Source organism: Streptomyces sp. NPDC018964 (assembly GCF_044390325.1).
Taxonomy (GTDB): domain Bacteria; phylum Actinomycetota; class Actinomycetes; order Streptomycetales; family Streptomycetaceae; genus Streptomyces.
In genome coordinates, this window is record NZ_JBIRYZ010000006.1 from 139,242 (window position 1) to 154,673 (window position 15,432).

Consider the following 15,432-nt stretch of genomic DNA (forward strand, 5'->3'; position numbering starts at 1 on the left):
CGTCTTCAGTCTCCTCGACGCCGGCAATGTAGGAGCCGTGGCCGCACAAGGCGGTAACGGGTAACGGTCTGTGGTAGCCCGCGTACCGTCAGGACAATCACAGGAAGCCCTCGCTCGCTTGGTCGCCCTGAGAGCTGGGCTACACCCACGCCAGCGCCCTTCATGCACCCGCATGTAGCGAACCGTTCAGCTCGGTAGGGAACCGCTGAAGACTTCGGTCTGTACTTGCACTGATGCTGGATCCTCTCCCCCGAACGCGGCGCAGGTTGCGCTTGCAGCCTTTTGTGAAAAATTAGCGTAGACGACCACACTGACACGCGGGACCCCCGGATGGTTGCCCCAGACATCAGTTTGTGATCGAACGCAGCGCCCCGGGCTGCCGACCTAGGCGCATCGGTGGCAAGGGCAAAGCATCTGCCAGAGACTCCTACCAGCAGGAACAACAGATGCCGACCCCCTTATGCCGACCACCGACTGTTCAGACCAGGCGCCGACAAGCGTCGGCTACAGCAGCATTCGAGCGTTACGACAGCCATACACTTGGTCGACACAACGGCACCTGACCGCCTACAGCCACCTCCGACCCCTATCGCTTTCACAAAGTGATCACATCTTGACCGCTTGCGTCCGACGCGGTCTTGTACAGGGCTTACACGTTTGAATGAGTACGGCATGCCCGTCGACCCTAGGAAGAAAAGGGCGGCATCCCTGCAGACCATCCGGTGCAGGGGTGCACATACGCCGATCCCCCCAGGACCCTCAGGCCTGGGGGGATCGGGCAGGTGATGTGTCAGGTCAGGTGAGCACGACGGCGCCGACCATGCCCTCAATCGTGGCCATCTTCTTGTCGGCGCCGAGGTAGCCGATGCCGCGGTGTAGGTGGACAGTCAGGACGCGCTGGATGTTGTCGTCGGTGGGCTCCATGCCTATGGCGACGCAACGCTGCTTGAGCAGGGCCAGGTAGAGGTCGCCGTGCTGGCCGGCGAAGGTCTTCCAACTCATCTCGACGTTGGAGTCGGTGACGATGTCCTTCACCAGCGGGGTGGAGGGGTCTTTCAGCGACAGCAGCAGCGCCCAGCGGCACAGGACGTTCCACTGGGTGATGCCGGTGGTGCGCTTGAGGTAGACCAACCGGTCCTTGGCCGGCTGGGACAGGCGGACGTTGTCAACCGACATGCTGTGCTCCTGCATTCCACCAGTAGCCTTCGACGACGGCAGTGGTGAACTCGGTGTCGTCGTGGACGAGCGTGTAGGTATGGGCGACGGACTTCTGCAGACGGCCCAGCAGGTACTCGTCGATCTCTTCATCGGTGGACAGAAGGAGGACCTGGTCGCTGGCGTTGGGGAAGTAGCGGTCGACGAGGTGCTCGCGGTGGCGGCTGTCGAGACGGCCCAGGGGGGTGTCGATGACGCTGGGCAGCCGGTTACCGGCAACCCGCATCAAACCCCACAGCAGCGAGACGGCCAGGAGCTGGCGCTCACCCGCGCTCAGGCGCGCGGGGTCGATGGGTTCGCCGTCGGCATCCGTCAGGGTGAGGGTGAACTTGTCGGTATCGATGCGCAGATCGTGCACGAGAGCCTGCTTGCGCATGAGGACCTTGAAGCTCTGCAGGACTGCTACTTCGAGCCGGCTGATGTGCCGCTCGAGAAGCGCGGAGCCGAAACGCTCAAGAGTCTCGCGAGCCTTCTCGGAGTACTTGATGATCCGCTCGACTTCTTCCGCCTTGACCTTGGTGCGGACGAACTCCTTGTGCGCACGCTCCAGCAGCGTGGTCACGTGCTCACGGCGCCGCTTGAGATCCTCCAGCTTGGCCACGGCGCGGTCACGGGCAGCTTCGCGGCGGGCGACCTCCACGATCTGCTCATCCCTCGCCACCTGGAGGGCTTCGACCTTGTCCTGGGCCGGAACGCCGGCGAGTTGCCTGTCCACCTGGTCCAGTTGCTCAGTCAGCTCCGTCGCACGCTCGAGCAGCTGCGCGGCGCGCTCGGTATCCCGCTTGAGCAGTTCGTCGAGGAGGGAGAGCTGGGCGAGTACGTCGTGCGGCAGGTGCAGATCCACCGGCAGCTGCGTCCGGGCAGCGCGCTCGGCGCGATCGCCTTCCAGTCGCTTGATGACCTCGGCGCGAGCGGCATCGGGAACCAGGTCCAGCAGCCACCGGTCGCGTTCCTCCAGAACCTCAAGGACCTGGGCGGACTGCTTCGCTTCCTGCTCGCTCTCGGCTTGGCGGCGTACATCCTCCAGGAGTGGCTTGGTCATCAGTAGCGGCAAGGATCCTGCGGCGAGCTGCGTGAGCTCGGTGCGGATCTGGGCCAGCTGGGAGGCAGTCTGCTTCTTGTCGTTCTCCAGCTCGACCCGCCGGGTGAACAGCTCGCCGCCCTCGCCTGCGAACGCCTTCTCTAGGCTGTCCAGCTTGCGCTGCGCCTTGCCGAGTTCGGTGCGGGATTGAGCCAGTTCCTGGTGGGCGATGTCGTACTGGGCCAGCGCCGCATCGCGTTCTGTTTCCTGAGCGCGGATGTTGTCCAGGAGGTGCTGTTCCTCGTCGGAGAGTTTCTGACGCCGCTGCAGGGCCAGAAGGTCGTTGCGCAACTGCTGGACGGTACTCACGCCCAGCAGAGAGTGCACGGCCGACTCGATGACGGATGCTGCCCGTTCAGGGTTGGCCAGTGATTCGATCTTCTCGCCGTCGAAGAAGGCGAGGGAGGCGATCTCCAGCGGGAGCAGGGACTCGACGTGGTCGGCCCAACCCTCGCTGAGCAGCCGGTTGAACTTACCCTCCGGCTCTGCGCCTCGCTGGGCCTTTACGCGTTCGCCGTAGGTCTCGTCGACGTAGACGTTAAGGAACTCTTTGAGGGTCTTGCCGCTGATGTGCCAGCTACGGACGACCCGGTAGTGCTGCTCTTGCCCGCCGACCATGACGGTGAACTCAAGAGTGATGGCGGAGCCACGGCTGGGGTCCGCCTTGCGGTTGATGCTCTCCCGCAGGTACGTCTCGTACGCCCTGGTGCCGCGGCCACTGCAGCGGGCACGGTTGCCGTAGAGCGCCAACTGGATGGCATCGAGGAGAGTCGTCTTGCCGCACCCGTTCAACCCGCCGATCAGAATGATCGGCTTGTTCTTCTTGGGGGTGAGATCAAGAGACTGTTTTCCGCGGTAGGCCCCGAATTCTTCGAGGGTGATCTTACGCAGGAGCATCGAGTTCGTTTTCGTCGTCGAAGGTCAGGTTCTCGGCGATGTCGTCGCGCCACTTTTTCTTACGTGTGGCAAATTCCACGGCGTCTTCGCGGTCTTCGTAATAGCCCTTCTGTACGGCCTGTTCCAGTGCCTGGAACAGGCCGGAGCGGCGGGCCATGGTGCGGTACTTCCGCTCAACGGCGAGGAGTTCACGGACCATGTCGTAGTGCAGATCGTCGCCGTCGCAAACCTTCTTGAGGACGTCCATCTCGTCGGAGCCCATGACGAGCTGCTCGTCGAGTGGGCCGCCAGGGAAGGCTTCCCCGGTGGTCTCCTGATAGATCCGCGGCAGGCTGTCTTCGACCTCATGCTTGTCGAACACCCAGATCCGGCGGATCTCGTGCAGTTCCTCGAGCGTGATCAATTCGATGTTCTGCACGTGCTCAGGAGCGTGAGCACGGATCCAGGTCTGGGCCTTAAGCAGTTCCTCCAGCCACTCCTCTCGGTAGGACTGCAAGTAAGGGCCATGGATAGCACCGTCGTTGAACAGCATTACTTTGCCATTCATCCGGCGGAAGTCACGAGCCGGCTTGTCCGGACGCGGGAAGGGAGCCTTGCGGCCGGGCGGGAGATCGGGGTCGCCCTCCTCGTAGTGTCCGAAGGGTGCGTCAAGCCTGTTACGCAGCTCCAGCAAAGGAAGCATCCACTCCTTTTCCTCGTCATTCTGGATCATGGCGGACATGGACTTGTCCTCTTCAACGAGGGTGCAGGTCCAGCAACCGAAGCGGCTGGAGCCGCAGGAGGGAGTGCTGGAGTCGACGACGAGCGGGCATTCGCCGTCGCCGGAGGCACCCTGGTACATGGTGAGGAGATCCTGATTGTTGTAGCCCCAGGGATTGGGCTTTTGCATCAGGAACTCCCACACATCGTCGTTGGTCCAGTCCTCAACAGGGCTGTAGACGAGGGAGTTGGGCAAGTTGGCATTGGGAGAGAGACGGTCGCGGACGCGGCGCTTCTCGTGCTTCTCCATGGCGCGGGCACGGGCTTGGCTTTCCGCCTTGCGGATGCCCAGCACCATGATCGCCTCGCCGTGGGCGGCGACCACACTGCGGATGAAGGAGTTCGACGGCTTGATCTTCAGACGTTCAGTGCACCAGCGGAACTTCGGGCGCGGAGCGGGGTAGCCCCGGCCGATCAGATTCACCCAGAAGGTGTCCTTGATTTCGGGGGTAAGCCGGTGTGGCTCGATTGGCAGGTCCTGCGCCTGCGCCGCATCCTGCATGGTGCCCAACGAGGCAGACACCCAGGCAGCGACTACCGGGTTCTCCACCAGGGTGTCAGTGCTGATGACATGCACAGTCTTGGTGCGCTGATCGGCGGGCAGGCCCTTAAGGGCCATCCACACCAGTTGCAGGACGGCGGTGGAATCCTTGCCGCCGCTGTAACCGATGACCCAGGGAACTTGGTCGGCGGTGTAGAGCTCGCGGATTTCTTCCGTCAGCTCGGTGACGACCTCGTCCAGGGAACGTCCGTCGAACGGCTTACGACGTACGGGGGTGAGCCCGAGGTTGAGGGGGATGGTGGTCATGCCTCGCCTCGCAGGTATGCGTCTTCTACACGCTGCTCTTCCGGGCTCAGCTCCAGGCCCAGATACTTACGCAGGTAATTGACGGTCAATGTCATATTTTGATGGCTTTTGGAGACGCGGCCGCCGACGATGGCGCGTCCCTCCCAATCGGTATTGGCCCGGGACCAGTCCACGTCCTTCAGCGGAGTCAGCCGCTTTTTCCATGCGGTTGTCTTGCCAGACTCCCGCAGGAGCGAGTTGCCGATGCGACCGAGCGCATGCAGAGCGATACCGTGACTATGGATGAAGTCCCGGCGCATCTCCTGAGCGGAGAGCTGCTTACTGCGCACCATTCCCCACTCCGGCAGCGCCGCATCCATAGCCTCCCAGAACGACTGCACCAGCTGGGTTGCCTCGTCCTGCTTCAGCTCGAGGCCTTGAAGCAGGGACTGGTTGCCGTAATACAGGGCACTGAGGGTGAACAGCTTGCGCGAGCGAGCGGACAGGGTGCTCTTCTCCATCTCCACGAAACCCTTGAAGATGGACGAGCGCTCGGTGAGGGCTCGGGTGATCTGAGCGTTGACGTCCCGATGGTCATACAGGACACCGATGGAGCGTGCCGGGCGGACGGCGTGCCGGTTGAGGTCGGCAAACATCTGCTGAGAGCGGGAAAGACCGGCGTCATGGAAAAAGACGACGGCGATGGTCTCGTCCCCGAGGTCGGGGTTCTCCTTCAACGCCAGTTCGATGGCAGCACGGCGATGCTGCCCATCGTTGATGAGGAAGCGAGCATCCATGGGGATGCGCAGCTGCCCCGTGCGGTGAGCGGATCCCTCTGCGCCCTGACTTTCGAACACCATGTCCCCGTCCACAGAAGCGGTCAGGGCACTGAAGACATAGTCGTCGGGATTGTCCAAAATGTAGCGGGCGAGCGCCGGCAGACGCCCCTTATTGAGCACTCGCTGGGCTCTCAGCTCCGCAGAAAGATCGTCTTCGTCGAAGAGGAAGATTTTCGGGATGAGCCGCAGCGGGCACATCGAGGCATAGAACTCCCGCCCCGCCTGAACCCCGCGGATCGCAGGGAAGGTGTATTCAAAGCCCGTTGACACCCGCGAGGCAGCCCGCCCCGCAGTCTTGCTCGCCGCTTCAGTCTGCACCCATGCACTCTAGCGCGTCCGTACGTCTCTCGAGAAACGTACGTCACTCTTACCTCGACGTACCCAGACGTGTGAGATGACGTACCGTTCCCCTGGGTGATGCTCCTGGAGACCAGGCTGTCCCCCAGGAGAGGTACCGCAGATCCAGTGTCGATGCCGCGAGGCATCGGCTTCGTACCCCGCAGTCCAGCGTGTACGTTAATCACTTGACGTACGACTTGTCATGGAAGCGTGCAAAGAGGCGGGTGAGCGCCGTGGTGGCGTATCTGGACGTGGCGGCGACGACACGGGTGGACCCCAGGGTCGCTGATGTCGTTCTGCACTGGATGACCGAAGATTTCGGCAACGCCGGCAGCCGCACTCACGAGTACGGCGCCCGCGCCAAGAAGGCGGTCCAACAAGCTCGTTCCTTCCTCGCGAGCACCGTGGGTGCCAAGACCGAGGAAGTCATCTTCACCAGCGGAGCCACGGAGTCCAACAACATCGCCCTGCTCGGCCTCGCTCCATTCGGCGAGCGCACCGGCCGGAAGCACATCATCACGTCCGCCATCGAGCACAAGGCCGTCCTCGAGCCCTTGGCGCACCTCGCGGAGACCCGCGGCTTCGCTGTGGACTTTCTTGAACCGGGCCCGTCCGGCCGCATCATCGTTGAGCAGGTAATGGAGCACCTGCGCCCCGACACGCTCGCGGTGTCTCTGATGCACGTCAACAACGAGACCGGGATCATCCAGCCGGTCGCCGAGCTAGCCGAACGCCTCCGGGCCACGCCTACCTACTTGCACGTGGACGCTGCCCAGGGATACGGCAAGATCGCCGGTGACCTGTCCGCACCAATCGACCTGATCAGCATCAGCGGCCACAAGATCGGCGCGCCGAAGGGGGTTGGAGCGCTCATCACACGACGTCGCGGCTGGGACAAGGCGCCGCTGGAACCGATCATGTTCGGCGGTGGCCAGGAGAGGAAACTGCGTCCTGGAACCCTCCCCGTCCCTCTGATCATGGGCCTCTACGAAGCCGCGAAAATTTTCCACGAGAGCCGGGACAACTGGGAGCGCGACGCGCGGGCGATGCGCGAGCAGATCTTGGAAGCGCTCGGCAAGACGCGCTTCCGCCTCAACGGAGATCAGACACACGCCGTGCCGCACATCCTGAACGTCTCCTTCGACCAGCTGAACGCGGAAGCACTGATCGTCCGGCTCAAGGACCAGGTCGCCATCGCAACAGGTTCGGCGTGCACCAGTGCCTCCTATACCCCTAGCCACGTCCTCCAGGCGATGGGCCTTCCCGACGATGTGGCCGCCAATGGGCTGCGGTTTTCCTGGTTCCCTTCGCAGGCGAGGGACTTTGACCCGCTGCCCATTGCCGAGACCATCGCCCACATGCAGCCTGAGGAAGACTGACCAGCCCTAAGCTTCGGTGCGACGCACCAGACGGTGTCCGCGTAGCTGCCGGCCGCACCTGACGAGCTCGGCCTCCCAGCCGTTCTCGGTTCCGATCAGGTGCGGCCGTTCATACAACCCGGCCCGCGTCTCCGACTCAGTCAACCGGCGGTATCGCGGCACGTCTGGATCATCCGGTGCCAGGAATTCGTGTTTGCGGTGGAGCAGGGGGCGATTGGTCGAGCTCTCATAGGAGAGATGGGATGCCTGGAGCGTCTGTAGGTCCACCATGTAGGAGGATCTGACACGCGGATGCGGGTCTTTGTCGAAGTCCGGGTAATCCAGCCACGACACCGCTCGCCCCTGATGCTTGAGCTTTGCCACCGTCCACCGCTCCGGGCGGCCGGCAGCAATCGATGCGCAGTGCTCGTACAAGCGCAATACCGTCGGGATCCGCTCCAGCGCGCGTCGATGCACATACAGCGCCGTCGGAGTCATCTTGCCGGCAACGGAGGCGTTCATGGCGTTGCGTACATAGCCATCGTCGCGGAGCTTCAACAACAGTCGGTCAGCCCGCTGACACGCCTCCTTGTAGGAACTGAAGAACGTGCGCACGTCCTGCTGCAAGCTCACTGGCAGACTCCCGAACGGCCCACGCCCGTTGAACAGCTCCACCGCCAGGTAGAGCAACGTGTTCAACGTCGATCGCTTAGCCCCCGCAGTGGCCCGCTCAGGATCAGCACCTTCCCGCACCAGGCGCTTGACGTCGCCGGGCCGCAGGTGAGCCAACAGCTCCGCAACGGTCCGCGGCATCTCCTCAATGCGCGGCGGACGTCCCCTGCGTTCGAAGAAGTCCACCACCGCACTCACCGCTGAGGCAGTGTCCTCGGAAGCAAGCCACTCGGCATCCGGGATCACCCGCTGCGCCAGATAGCTCAGACGGGCGCCCTCGTCCCGGAATGCGTAGACAACCCCGGGCGCAGCCGCCATAACCCGCGCGCCGGTCACCTGCTCCACGTACTCGCGCAACTCACTCGCGGCATACAGGTGCTGAAACGTCTGTCGGCTCGTCAGCAAGCCGTCCCCGTACTCCTGACCGTGGACCTTCGACTTCTCCCATGTCAGCCGGGCTGAGACCACCAGCAGAGTAGAGGCCAGCTCCCACGCCTGCTCCAAGGTCTGCCGACGCTCTGCCGGATCCTCGATCACGTTCAACACGTAGGTCAACAACACCACTTCGCTGACGACTAGTTGCGTGTCAGAGCGGTAATACGGATCCCATCCCACCACCCGGCAATCCAGCTGCTGCAAAGCTCTGACATCGTCACCACGGCCACAGCCATAGTCGAGGATCGTCCGTTCAGGTACCAACTGGCGATCTGCCAATGCCTGACGCGCAGGGACCGACAACGCTATCCGCCCAATAGCCGTCCGCCTACGCTCACTACCCCAGGTTTGCTGCATAAGAGACACCCGCGTCTAGGTAACGACACCATCAGCAGAGTAGAAGACACCCAGTCAGCACGCTCGTGCAACGACGAACATGCCCCAAGTGTCAGCAAGCACCGTCACGTGGTGCATCCGCTGGCCGTGTGCTCCCAGATGATGATGTCTGCTGCTCGAAGAAGGCTGAGAGGTCTCCCATCAGGCTTGCGAATGGGGACGATGAGGTCTTGGAGCCAATCTCGCTCACGGCGTAGGGCTCCTTGGAAGAGTGGCCACAAACGCCGAGGGGTGTCCTTATAGGCTCCAGCAACCGGCTTTTCGCCGACGTAGAACTGGTAGATGCTGCTGTCGAAAATTGGCACCAGGTTCGGTCGCTTGCGATGAAGAATCTTGGTGACGGCAACAGCCTTGAAGGCGGGGAGTCCCGTACCGCCGGCTTCACCTGTAGCAACCAATGCCCGGTCCACCAGTGACCAGGGGCCCGTCGACGGATCCAGCGTCACGTCCAAGAAGTCCGCCGTCATACACGCCTTGTCCGCAAGCACTGCTTCCATGGCCTGAAGGACTTCGGCCCCCGGGCCATCAGGGTGGAACAACGGGACCACCTGCTTGTAGCCGATGCGAACGCTCAGCAGGGCCGGCGCCAAGCAGTCCAACGGGCTCAGCCGTGCCGGGTCACCCTGCCAGTCATACGTATGGAAGGCTCTGAGTCCTCGGGGGTCTGTGTAGGTCTGCAGATGCTTCTCGGCACAACCACGCAGTGTTCCGATGGTCCTCACGTAGCCCCCGGCAGCCTCGATGATTAGTACGGCAGCGCCATCGCTCTGATCAGAGCAACGCTCATGCTACGAGCTGTGGGCTATGCGCGGCCCCCATACTCGCCCAACAGCCACCTATAGAGCTGTGGCCTGCGGCGATACCTGGTAGCCGAGCCCTCTCCGGAGTCATGTGCGCAGGTTCGAATCCTGTCGAGGACGCCTTGGAGAAGGTACCCAAAGACCCCGTCACCAGCGGAAACTGAGGTCGGCGTCTTCGCCTACGTGCAGACGGACGCCGCCCGAGGCGGTGGCCGGGCCAGGTGTGGACGGAATCTTGGAGATCGTCGCAGATGATACGGCTGGTAAGCCGGTTAGCGAAGAGAGCTTGTCGCACGACTGCTCTCAGTTTCGCCGTCTTGTATCGAGGCTTCCGCCCTCAGCCCCGCAGAGTCTGGAAGGCAAGGTCGAGGCAGTGTCCACTCGGGGTGAGTGCGTAGCGCACTCACGGCGGCCAGCCTGGTCGACGGCCGTGCTCGATATCCCCGACTCCGCCAAGTTGGGCCAGCCGGTCGGACAGCACCAGCAGGACCGTGCCGTCCGACCGACCCTGATGACCGCTCCGTCGGGTCACCCGCCCTGGCGGAAGGAGAGGCCCGCGACCACGGAGGTTCCGCGTGTGGGGCGAGGGCGGACGGTCCAGGCGGTGGCGAGGCTGTCGACGAGGAGAAGGCCCCGGCCGCTCTCAGAGGCCGCGTCCGGGTGGGACAGTGCGGGCTTGCCGGTGCCGGGGTCGGAGACGGCGAGCCAGTAGTGGCCGTCGGCCGGCCACAGCACGAGTTCGATGAGGTCCTCGTCCTCCCGGGAGGCTCCGTGGCGGATGGCGTTGGTGACCAGTTCGGAGGTCAGCAGGCTCAGGTCGTCGCCCAGGTGCGGGCGGAGGACGTGCGGCAGCGATTCGGTGACGGCGTGGCGGGCCCTCCGTACGGAGGCGGGGTGGGCGGGGAAGTGCCAGTGAACGGGCACCAGGGGGATTTCGGGCATGACGAACTCCAGTGCTGTTGTAGGGGGTTCGGGGCTCGCCGGTGGCCTACCGCCCTGGTCGCGGGCACACCCGTCCCAGGGCAGGCGGGCATGCTCGCGCGGTGCACTTCCGGCATCGCGTTGTGTAGCTTGCGCGATACTGACAGTAGAACAGGAGGGGCCACATTTGCCATGTGGTCCGAAATAATGGCCTTGATGCGGTGAACTTGTGCTTATAGGACTGATTCGGACACCGCATCGCACGGAAGGAACGTCGTGACCCCGAGGACGATCCTCACTCAACGTCAGAAGCGCTTGGGTAGTGAACTGCGCAGAATGCGCACCACAGCCGGCATGTCCGCGGAGTACGCCGCAGGGCTCCTCGGCGTCGACCGGAGCCGGATTTCCAACATGGAGTCCGGACTGCGCGGCATCAACGCCGAACGGCTGCGCACGCTGGCCTGCAACTGCGACTGCACCGACGAGATGTACATCAATGCCCTCGTCGCGATGGCGGAGCCGAGCCAGGCGGGATGGTGGGAGCGCTACCGGGGCAGCTTGCCCCAGGGGTTACTGGACATCTCCGAAACCGAGGCCTATGCGGTACGTCTGCGGGGTGCGAACACCGTGCACGTGCCGGGGCTGCTCCAGACGTCGGAGCACGCCATGGCCATCTTCCGCGCCGTCGTCCCGCAACTTCCCGAGCATGAGGTCGCTCTTCGTCTGGCCCATCGTTCGGAGCGCCAGAGTGTGATCACCCGTGACGATCCGGTTCCGTACGTGGCCGTGATCCACGAAGCGGCGCTTCGAATGCAGTTCGGGGGACGGGACGTCGCCCGGGGGCAGTTGGAGTACCTGCTGGAGGTCTCCGAGTGGGACAACGTCACCGTGCTCGTGCTTCCCTTCGACCGCGGCGCCTTCCCAGGCGCGGGACAGACGGTGGTCTACGCCGAGGGGCCTGTGCGGCAGCTCGACACCGTGCAGATCGACAACTCGCATGGGCCGGACTTCCTCCACACCGACGGCCAACTCGCGAAATACCGCGCCCAACTCGACTTGTTGGAAGGTCTGGCACTGTCCCCGGAGCGGTCCCGCGACTTCATCCGCGAGATCAGTCACCAACTATGAGGAGTGGCCACATGGCTGTCATCACCTGGGAAGCCCCGTTCTGTGGCGAGGGCAGCTCCTGCTTCCGTCTCGGTACCGATGCCGAAGGCAACGGGTACATAGCGGTCGCCGGTCAGGAGGAGAGCCCTCTCACCGACTCCCTCGAAGCCCTGCGCACCCTCATCACCGAGATCAAGGCCGGTAAGGCCGACCACCTGCTGTAGGGGTCGTGGCGTCCCGGTCGCAGGCCGGGTCAGTCGGTGGTGGGCTTGCGGGTGTTGAGGGTGCAGAGGTCGCGGTGGTAGCCGATGTGTGCCTCGTCGATCGGGTGTGCGGGGGCGCGGCGGAGGGGGCGGGGTTCCCTGTCGTCCCTCGTGCCTCTGACCAGGCCGTCAGGGTCGACGTAGATCTCCAGGCCGTCGAAGAGGACGTGGCAGTTGGCGCACAGGCACAGGAGGTTGTGGAGTTCGTCGGGGCCGTGGTGGGGTCTGCCCAGGCCTCTTATGTGCGCGGCCTCGCTGTACGGGCGGTTCAGGCGGCGGAGCGTCGTGTCGCAGATCTGGCACCGGTCGCCCTCGAGTTCCTTGACCTTCCTGGCCAAGGCCTCGTCGCGGACGATGACGGAGCGGGTCGCGGCACGGCGCGGTGCGGGGGTGGTCGTACGTCCGTGTTCGTCGTCCGCGCCGGTGTCGCCGTTCTCGTCCTCCGACGGGCTCAGGAGGCTGCCAGCCGTGGTGTATCCGGCGAGGCCCACGCGCTCGAAGAGGGCCTGGCGGTCGACGTCCTGGAGGTACGTCTCGCAGATCGTGGCGATGGCGTCGAGGCGGGTGACCGGGTCCTGGAGGAGGGCGGCGGCCTCCTCCGTGAAGCCTGCCTGCGGGTGGTGCGCGTCGAGGGTGCTCACCTTCGGCATCCTCTTGGCCGGCTCGGGGGGGTATGCCCTGGACCTCCCACAGTCCGCTGCCCCGGAGGTGCCAGAACGGGTACTCCGGTGTGGCCTTCGCGTTGGGGAGGCCGAACTCGACCAGGAGCGGGCCGACCTCGTCCCGGAACTGTGGCCACGGGGCCAGGCGGGGCCGCTCGTCGGCTGCGCGGGATATCGCCCACAGGAGGCTCAACGGCTGGTGTCGGCTGGGTTCGGGGTTTCCGGGGCCGCGGGAGACCTTGAGTTTCCGGAGGCGCTTCAGCAGGGTGGCGCGGTCGAGGGGTGCCTCCTCGGTCTCCACCACGAAGCCGAGCTCGCGCAGGCGTCGTGCCACCGTGGCCGCGCCGCCGCTGAAGTCCCCCGCGCGGAGGAACTCGCCTGTGGCGTGCCCGTGGGCGACACCGGTGATGGCCTTCGAGTCGTAGCGGAGACCGTCCAGGACCAGCTCGTACGACCTGGCTCGCCCGAAGCCGTACGTCTGGAGGAAGTCGTCCCGGCCCAGATCGCGGAACTCCTCGGTCGCCGCGATGACGTCTTCGTACCTGATGTCGTCAAGCCCCATACGGCGAAGATTAGTCGGACGGTATGACAATCCATGCGGCATGTGAACCGGGCCCCGTACACGACCGCGCTGAGTTCCGCCGGGACCCCTTCCCCTGTCTCATCGACGTGCGGCGACTCCGGGGTCCGCCCGCCCCGTCCGGTCGGGGCCTTCACGGCGGGGACAGGTGGGTTGCCCTAACGGCCAGGGGATTGTGCCTGAATCGCCCTTCACCGCGGCACCCCGGGCACGGTATGCAGGAACGGACACCCGATCTGCCCGCAGAGAGGCCCGCCCCGCATGCGTACGCGAGAAACCGGCACGTCGTCCGACGAGGCGAAGGCCCGCCCTCCGGCGCGCCGGGCGGACGTGGCGCCGGCCGCGCCCGTCGCGGGCCCGCTCGCGCCCATGGCGCCGCTCGCCGTGCAGCGCGGCGCGGGCAACGCCGCCGCCGTGCAGATGCTCCGCCGGGCCGGGCACTCCGGCGCGCAGGCCCCGGTGCAGCGTTCCACCGTGCCCCGCGTGCTGCGTTCCCCCGGGCGTCCACTGGACGAGGTCACCCGTGCGGACATGGAGTCCCGGCTGGGCGCGGACTTCTCCGACGTCCGGGTCCACGACGACGCCGCCGCCCGGCGCTCGGCCGCTGAGATCGGGGCCCGCGCCTACACCTCCGGCAGCCATGTCGTCATCGGCGGCGGCGGGGGCGACCGGCACACCCTCGCCCACGAACTCACCCACGTCATCCAGCAGCGCCAGGGCCCCGTGGCCGGCACCGACCACGGTGACGGGCTGCGGATCTCCGATCCCACCGACCGCTTCGAGCGCGAGGCCGAGGCGAACGCGCACCGCGCGCTGTCCGGTCGGCCCGCGGCCACGCCCACGGCCGCCTTCGCGGCGGAGGACGGGACGGAGGCGGTGCCGGCGCAGCGCAGCGTCCTCGGGGGGACCCTGCAACGGGTCCAGAGCCCCGAGAACGTCCAGGACGTGTGGACCAACCGCCACTGGGAGCAGCAGGCCGAGGGCCTCCCCGCGGTGAGACCCAAAGCGCCGGGGGGCGGCCGGAACCTCACCGAGATCCTCAAGGACGTGGCCCACCAACTCCTCACGGAGCTGGCGGCGCAGGGCGCGAAGGAGGGGCAGAAGGAACTGCGGGTGTTCCGGACCATGACCGTCGAGGAGGCCGACGCGATCCTCGAGTGGCAGGGGGCCGGCAAACGGGAGGGCACCGAGGCCTGGCTGCGCGAGAACCAGCGCGATCCGAGGATCACGGAGAAGTACCACGCGGCCAAGAACCAACCGGGCTCCACCGTCGGCGCCATGCCGGTCAAGAAGCACCTCGGCGACTGGGACCAGGCGTACGACTACTACGCGCGCAACCACAAGCAGCACTTCGAGACGGCGGAGAGGGCCCCCAACGGCAGGGTCGTCGGCGGTCCGGCGACCCGCGTACTGGAGTTCACGCTCAAGAAGGGCGCGCACGAACAGTTGTTCGACCCCAGATACATGGCGCTGGCCGGCGAGACGGGGGCACCCGCGGCCCTCCGGAGGATCCACGGGGCGCAGGGCCGCGAATTCTCCACGGCTTCCGGCAACGAGGGAAGTCTCACCGGGTACGTCGGCATGAAGCTGGAGGACATCGGGGACTTCAGCCTCAGCCTCGGCTCGGACACCGAGGCCACCCAGTTGCTGTTCCAGTTGTTCGTCCAGGACATCCAGGACGTGACGAAGCGCGCCGGCCACCGGTGGAACGACGAGACGCAGGAGTACTAGCCGCAGCGGGCGGCACGGGGCCGGCGGCCTGCTGAAGATCATCGGTGAGGACCGGCGGTAGGGTCGCCGGCATGGTTGTCGCCCGTTCCGTCGCCCTGTTCGCCGTCGCCGCCCTGTTCGAGATCGGCGGCGCCTGGCTGGTCTGGCAGGGCATCCGCGAGCACAAGGGGTGGATCTGGATCGGCGCCGGTGTCATCGCCCTCGGGCTGTACGGGGTGGTGGCCACCTTCCAGTCCGACGACGACTTCGGGCGCATCCTCGCCGCGTACGGCGGGATCTTCGTCGCGGGTTCGATCGCCTGGGGCGTGGTCGCGGACGGGTACCGGCCGGACCGCTTCGACGTCATCGGCGCCCTGGTCTGCCTGGCGGGCATGGCTGTGATCATGTATGCGCCGCGCAGCCACTGAGCCGCTTCTCCTGACCTGCTCCTTCTGAAGGTTTCCTCGGGTGCGGTGTGCGTCCGTGGGTCCGGCGGTGGGTGGCGTGGGTGGAGCGCCGGGCGTGGACGGTCGTCGGGGGAGAGCGCCCGTCGGTCGTCGGCCGGGCGGTACGACAGGCACGGTCACGCCGTCGCGCCCATCATCGGACAC

The 15,432-nt window shown here is 65.4% G+C and carries 14 protein-coding genes; 6 read left to right on the forward strand and 8 right to left on the reverse strand.

Translation table 11 applies throughout. From position 1 onward, the window contains the following. Positions 1-795: 795 nt before the first annotated feature. The 4 genes from dndE to dndB are packed head-to-tail and all read right to left on the reverse strand — an operon-like array spanning position 796 to position 5,896. Positions 796-1,176, reverse strand: a complete 381-nt coding sequence (gene dndE / locus ACH5AO_RS12340; RefSeq protein WP_398924181.1) for a DNA sulfur modification protein DndE — start codon at positions 1,174-1,176, stop codon at positions 796-798. Continuing rightward, positions 1,166-3,193 carry a DNA sulfur modification protein DndD gene (dndD, locus tag ACH5AO_RS12345; RefSeq protein ID WP_398924182.1) on the reverse strand — a complete coding sequence of 676 codons (2,028 nt, stop codon included), beginning with the start codon at positions 3,191-3,193 and terminating at the stop codon, positions 1,166-1,168. The genes dndE and dndD overlap by 11 nt, the downstream gene beginning before the upstream one ends. Beyond that, the gene (gene dndC, locus ACH5AO_RS12350; RefSeq protein ID WP_398924183.1) at positions 3,180-4,760 is read right to left on the reverse strand and encodes a DNA phosphorothioation system sulfurtransferase DndC; all 1,581 of its coding nucleotides are present in this window, start codon (positions 4,758-4,760) and stop codon (positions 3,180-3,182) included. Before dndC ends, dndD begins: the two co-directional genes overlap by 14 nt. Continuing rightward, a complete protein-coding gene (gene dndB, locus ACH5AO_RS12355) occupies positions 4,757-5,896 on the reverse strand; it encodes a DNA sulfur modification protein DndB (protein ID WP_398924184.1) in 1,140 nt (379 codons plus the stop codon). The genes dndC and dndB overlap by 4 nt, the downstream gene beginning before the upstream one ends. 245 nt (positions 5,897-6,141) lie before the next feature. Between dndB and dndA the strand changes: the two genes are divergently transcribed. After that, on the forward strand, positions 6,142-7,296 hold the full coding sequence (dndA, locus tag ACH5AO_RS12360; RefSeq protein WP_398924185.1) for a cysteine desulfurase DndA: 1,155 nt from the start codon (positions 6,142-6,144) through the stop codon (positions 7,294-7,296). Positions 7,297-7,302: 6 nt separating this feature from the next. Here dndA and ACH5AO_RS12365 read toward each other — a convergent pair whose 3' ends face one another. From ACH5AO_RS12365 to ACH5AO_RS12375, 3 genes are all read right to left on the reverse strand, one after another. Further along, the gene (locus ACH5AO_RS12365; RefSeq protein ID WP_398924186.1) at positions 7,303-8,739 is read right to left on the reverse strand and encodes a DNA phosphorothioation-associated putative methyltransferase; all 1,437 of its coding nucleotides are present in this window, start codon (positions 8,737-8,739) and stop codon (positions 7,303-7,305) included. A 104-nt stretch (positions 8,740-8,843) separates the two neighbouring features. Beyond that, a complete protein-coding gene (locus tag ACH5AO_RS12370) occupies positions 8,844-9,500 on the reverse strand; it encodes a DUF6308 family protein (RefSeq protein WP_398924187.1) in 657 nt (218 codons plus the stop codon). A 606-nt stretch (positions 9,501-10,106) separates the two neighbouring features. Next, positions 10,107-10,520, reverse strand: coding sequence for an ATP-binding protein (locus ACH5AO_RS12375; RefSeq protein WP_398924188.1), 414 nt, complete (start codon positions 10,518-10,520; stop codon positions 10,107-10,109). Positions 10,521-10,775: 255 nt separating this feature from the next. On the opposite strand from ACH5AO_RS12375, the gene ACH5AO_RS12380 reads away from it, so the two are divergent. Both ACH5AO_RS12380 and ACH5AO_RS12385 read left to right on the forward strand, forming a co-directional pair. Further along, positions 10,776-11,627, forward strand: coding sequence for a helix-turn-helix domain-containing protein (locus ACH5AO_RS12380; RefSeq protein WP_398924189.1), 852 nt, complete (start codon positions 10,776-10,778; stop codon positions 11,625-11,627). An 11-nt stretch (positions 11,628-11,638) separates the two neighbouring features. Then, on the forward strand, positions 11,639-11,830 hold the full coding sequence (locus ACH5AO_RS12385) for a hypothetical protein (RefSeq protein ID WP_398924190.1): 192 nt from the start codon (positions 11,639-11,641) through the stop codon (positions 11,828-11,830). 29 nt (positions 11,831-11,859) lie between these two features. Here the strand turns inward: ACH5AO_RS12385 and ACH5AO_RS12390 are convergent, their stop codons facing one another. Continuing rightward, positions 11,860-12,510, reverse strand: a complete 651-nt coding sequence (locus ACH5AO_RS12390) for an HNH endonuclease (RefSeq protein ID WP_398924191.1) — start codon at positions 12,508-12,510, stop codon at positions 11,860-11,862. On the opposite strand from ACH5AO_RS12390, the gene ACH5AO_RS12395 reads away from it, so the two are divergent. From ACH5AO_RS12395 to ACH5AO_RS12405, 3 genes are all read left to right on the forward strand, one after another. Beyond that, the gene (locus tag ACH5AO_RS12395) at positions 12,503-13,120 is read left to right on the forward strand and encodes a hypothetical protein (RefSeq protein WP_398924192.1); all 618 of its coding nucleotides are present in this window, start codon (positions 12,503-12,505) and stop codon (positions 13,118-13,120) included. The genes ACH5AO_RS12390 and ACH5AO_RS12395 overlap by 8 nt on opposite strands. Before the next feature lie 252 nt (positions 13,121-13,372). Continuing rightward, positions 13,373-14,842, forward strand: coding sequence for a DUF4157 domain-containing protein (locus ACH5AO_RS12400; RefSeq protein WP_398924193.1), 1,470 nt, complete (start codon positions 13,373-13,375; stop codon positions 14,840-14,842). Between the two features lie 71 nt (positions 14,843-14,913). Further along, positions 14,914-15,249 (forward strand): YnfA family protein, encoded by a 336-nt coding sequence (locus ACH5AO_RS12405; protein ID WP_398924194.1) that lies wholly within the window; start codon positions 14,914-14,916, stop codon positions 15,247-15,249. The last annotated feature ends 183 nt before the right edge of the window (positions 15,250-15,432 follow it).

Coding starts and splice junctions, on each gene's coding strand:
- ACH5AO_RS12405 (WP_398924194.1), top strand. CDS start 14,914: ATGGTTGTCGCCCGTTCCGTCGCCCTGTTCGCCGTCGCCGCCCTGTTC.
- dndC (WP_398924183.1), bottom strand. CDS start 4,760: ATGACCACCATCCCCCTCAACCTCGGGCTCACCCCCGTACGTCGTAAG.
- ACH5AO_RS12385 (WP_398924190.1), top strand. CDS start 11,639: ATGGCTGTCATCACCTGGGAAGCCCCGTTCTGTGGCGAGGGCAGCTCC.
- ACH5AO_RS12365 (WP_398924186.1), bottom strand. CDS start 8,739: ATGCAGCAAACCTGGGGTAGTGAGCGTAGGCGGACGGCTATTGGGCGG.
- ACH5AO_RS12400 (WP_398924193.1), top strand. CDS start 13,373: ATGCGTACGCGAGAAACCGGCACGTCGTCCGACGAGGCGAAGGCCCGC.
- dndE (WP_398924181.1), bottom strand. CDS start 1,176: ATGTCGGTTGACAACGTCCGCCTGTCCCAGCCGGCCAAGGACCGGTTG.
- dndD (WP_398924182.1), bottom strand. CDS start 3,193: ATGCTCCTGCGTAAGATCACCCTCGAAGAATTCGGGGCCTACCGCGGA.
- ACH5AO_RS12375 (WP_398924188.1), bottom strand. CDS start 10,520: ATGCCCGAAATCCCCCTGGTGCCCGTTCACTGGCACTTCCCCGCCCAC.